We start from the raw sequence: 3667 nt of genomic DNA on the forward strand, positions 1-3667 counted from the left end.
TGAGGTAGCGGAACGCGTAAGCGGTTGAGCCAACCAATTCGATACAGTCGAAGAAGCCGATCTCCCGATTCCTTCCTTCCAAACTATCGAAACTTGCTGGTTGCTGAACTCCTTGGGCATCGAGCAGGACATAGACAGTGCCGACACCCTCGGGAGGCGCTCCCTCGATCTTCCGGGCGTTGACTGAAATCTTCTTTCCTGATGCGGTTGCGATTGTTATGTTTTCCATGATCCTGATTCCGTTTCGGCAGACGCCGATCGTTCGCTTCTATTTTCCTGTTATCGGCTCGCGCCGTCATTACTTGATCAACTGCATCCCGGCAACCTTCGAGGCCGTCACGTCGAAAGTAGCGGTGTACTCGCACTCGGCTACGTACCCCGACCGCTCGATCAGGCAGTCCGCGAAATCCGCTTTCGCAGATGCCACGAAAACGCGAAGTGCCTTGCGCACCGTGTCAGCACCTTCAACAACCAGTTCCTTGGTGCCGATCATCGAGTCGATCAGGTCCTTCATCTGCTCGCGCTCGACGCTGTAGCACCGCCCGAGCACCCACACGACCTCGACCAGCGCGACCTGCGAAACGTACCCCGGCCGCTCGGCCGACAGGGATTCCATCAGCGCGGTCGCCTTCTTCGACTGCACGGCATCGTCCTGTGCGAAATAACGGACCAGCACGTTGGTATCCAGTCCGATCATCGCGCGGATGCCCCCTGCTCGGCGATCGCCCGGTTCATGTCCTCGATCGACACCGGTTTCGCGGGCTTCTTCACGATGCCCTTGAGGGACGCAAGCGACCGCGTGGCCGGATAGACCTCATACCGGCCCGTCGCCTCGTTGAAGCTGAATTCGATCCGGTCGCCGGACTGCAAGCCAAGCTGATTGCGCACGTCCACAGGGATCGTGACCTGGCCCTTTGAAGTGATAGTTGCTGCTGTCATAGTGACACCTCCAATTCTCCTTACTTTAAGGTAAGGAGAATAGAAATGCAAGGGCAATGACAGACGCACTACACGACTAACGACACCCTAGATTGGCATGCGTCACTCGCCGAGATCAATCGCGGCGACAGCCTCGCGCTGATCGCGTTCGGACACATCCAAATATGGCGAGAGGTGATCGAGGTGAGCGTGGCCCAAAAGAATCTGCACCGTTTCGAGCGAGTGCCCGTTCGCCATCAGGCGACTAGCGAACGTCCGTCTGCCAGTGTGACTGCTGTAACCGGCTCCGAGCCCTGCGGCACGGTACAGGCCAGTCACATAGCTCTGAAGGCTATCGGCGGCCAGATACTCGATCGATTCACCCTCGAAATTGACGCGCCGCTTGACGCTCAGCTCGAACGCGCCACCCTTCTGCGTGAGGATCAACCTCCCACACGCGGCATCAGGCCACGGTACTCGCGACGATCCAGCGACACCCCATGTCCACGGCGATATCGCCACTCGACGTAGCGTTCGAAGGCCTCGACCGTCTTCGCGTGCGAGAGAAACACGCAGCGCGGCCGGCAGCCTTTGGTGATCGAACCGGGCAAGCCGATTTCTTCCTTCCTCGTGCCTGACTTTGAGAGCACATGATGTACTTCTAGACGCGCAATCTCGGTCACGCGCGTACCGCGTGTGATGGCGAGCAAGAGGATCAGAGTGTCGCGTTCAGGAAAGCGACTGGTCGCTTCGGTGACGCGCAGAAGGTGGAGGAATTTCGCCGGTGTGAGGGTTTTGGCGTGTTTGGGTTCCATGCTTCCGTATCTCGTAATGCGCTCGAAAATCGAGCCTGTTACGAGAGAGAAAGCGTTTGACGCTCCTTTCCAGTGTAACCCGCGTAGTGCCTCGCTTCCTCGGAAAATCCCCTGCACCGAAAGGACGGGGCGGCCGGATCAAGTCGGACGGGGTAAACGCAGGTCGGCCCGTTTGATCTCATCACCAGCAATTGCCGTCCCCGGCATTCATCTGTTCCCAAACGCCCCGGCGATCTGCTGCGCCCGCTTCGCGTCATCGCTATGCAGGTAGATCGAGGTCGTCGAGATCGAGGCATGACGGAGGTTGTCGCGCACTGTGGTCAGTTCGGCACCGCCTGCGAGCGCATGGGTGGCGTGAGTGTGGCGCATCCAGTGCGGACTTGCCCGTCGCAGTTTTTCTGCAACTGCCGGCCTGTCGGCCTCGACGAGGTCGGCAGCCTTGGCAAAGAATCGCTGCAACACGCTCCAGAGCCGTACGCTGGTGATGCCCGCCCCACCGTCCTCGGCGAGACTCGCGACCACCGGCGTGTCCGGGCGCCAGCGGCTGGGCGTCACGGGTAGCCGGCGCTCGACCAAGTGAAGATCGAGCGCGGTGCGGGCGAGCGGCGGCAAGGCGACCCTGCCCGCCTTGCGTCCTTTCCCGACGACCTTGAGCCAATGGTCGCCGCGCGCGTCGGTCTCAATATCGCCGAGCGTCGCGCCCACCAGTTCGCTCGCCCGCAGGCCGGTCGCATAGCCGAAGTCCAGGATGAAGCGCAGTCGCTGTGCTGCCTCGGGCGCCCAGTCGTATGACCACTCGAGGCCGTCGGCGATTGCCCGGAGCAGCTGCCATTCCCCTTCAGTAAACACATGCGACGTGTCCAGCACGCCCGCGCGGGCGCTGCCCCGCACCTTGACCCCGCCAAACGGATTCGCGAGCAGGTACCGCTGCTCGATGAGCCAGCGGAACAGCGCGCCCAGCACGGACAGCGCATAGGCCGCCGAGCGGGCTGACAGGCCGCCGGAGAATGGGCGCCAGTCGGGCGCGCTGCGCGGCCGGACCGGTCCCACCCAGCGTTCCCGCGGCGTCGGTCGGCGCAGGAACGCGCGATAGGCGACCGCGTCCTCGGTGGTGAGCGACGACAACGCGCGCCCACGCTCGACGATCGCCCACAGGATGAGCCGCTCGGCCTCCTTGCGGTACGCGCGCTGCGTCGCGGCGGACTCGTGCAGCGACAGCCACGCCTGCACCGCCTGGTAATCGTTGTTGGCATCGAGCGTGCAGGTGGCGCGCGGCGCGCGATAGGCGCCGGTCGAACCGTCAACCGCGTGCGGTAGCCACAGCTGTTCCCACGGGACGATGCTGCTGGCCGGCGAGACGGCGATGAGCGCTCTCGCCCGCTCCGTCAGCGCCGGGTGCGCGGCGAAGAACGCCTCGATACGCCGCGCACTGGCGGAGCCAAGGCCGGGAATGATCTTCCACCACTGGCGCCGGCGCGGAATCCGTACTGTGAGACCTGCCAGCGTTGAAATACCGTGGGTGCGCAGGGTGGCGACCGCTCGCGCCGGCAGCCAGAGGCCAATGTCGTCGCTGATCTGCGGAGTCGGCATACGCGCATGGCGCAGGACCTCAAGCGCTTCTGCGACCGTCTTCGCTTCCCGCAAACGCTCACCGTCAGGGTGCGCAAAAACCGTGGCGAGATCCGGCCGGCTGACCTGCCGCGCGACCTTGGCCAGCCGCCGGCGAACTGCGCCGAGCACGCCGCGCGCCGACTGCCCTGCCCCGATGCATGCCGGCAGATAGCGTTCCACGGCTTGGCGAACCGGCATGCCGGCATACCAGGCGCGCAGCATGGCCAGTTCGTCGGCATCGGGAAAATCCGCCGGGTGAGGTTCGGGTGACGGTGTCTGGCGCGTTTTCATAGGCGCCAGTTTGACACAACAATGGTGCTATT

Annotated in this window: 6 protein-coding genes; all 6 read right to left on the bottom strand. The window is 63.3% G+C overall.

Features of this window, described 5'->3' with window-relative positions; genetic code table 11:
- The coding region (locus PQQ96_RS41745) for a hypothetical protein (protein ID WP_408303215.1) at positions 1–229 on the bottom strand (229 nt) is incomplete at its 3' end.
- Between the two features lie 69 nt (positions 230–298).
- On the bottom strand, positions 299–697 hold the full coding sequence (locus PQQ96_RS41750; protein ID WP_408303217.1) for a type II toxin-antitoxin system VapC family toxin: 399 nt from the start codon (positions 695–697) through the stop codon (positions 299–301).
- Positions 694–939, bottom strand: coding sequence for an AbrB/MazE/SpoVT family DNA-binding domain-containing protein (locus tag PQQ96_RS41755; RefSeq protein WP_226159267.1), 246 nt, complete (start codon positions 937–939; stop codon positions 694–696). The genes PQQ96_RS41750 and PQQ96_RS41755 overlap by 4 nt, the downstream gene beginning before the upstream one ends.
- 102 nt (positions 940–1041) lie before the next feature.
- Positions 1042–1365, bottom strand: coding sequence for a tyrosine-type recombinase/integrase (locus PQQ96_RS41760; protein WP_408303219.1), 324 nt, complete (start codon positions 1363–1365; stop codon positions 1042–1044).
- Positions 1362–1733: a site-specific integrase gene (locus PQQ96_RS41765; RefSeq protein ID WP_408303221.1), complete on the bottom strand. Its 372-nt coding sequence runs from the start codon at positions 1731–1733 to the stop codon at positions 1362–1364. The genes PQQ96_RS41760 and PQQ96_RS41765 overlap by 4 nt, the downstream gene beginning before the upstream one ends.
- A 207-nt stretch (positions 1734–1940) precedes the next feature.
- Positions 1941–3635 (bottom strand): site-specific integrase, encoded by a 1695-nt coding sequence (locus tag PQQ96_RS41770; protein WP_408303223.1) that lies wholly within the window; start codon positions 3633–3635, stop codon positions 1941–1943.
- Positions 3636–3667: the final 32 nt, after the last annotated feature.

The sequence above is a fragment of the Paraburkholderia sediminicola genome, assembly GCF_046027825.1.
In the GTDB taxonomy this organism is placed as follows: Bacteria; Pseudomonadota; Gammaproteobacteria; order Burkholderiales; family Burkholderiaceae; genus Paraburkholderia; species Paraburkholderia sediminicola_D.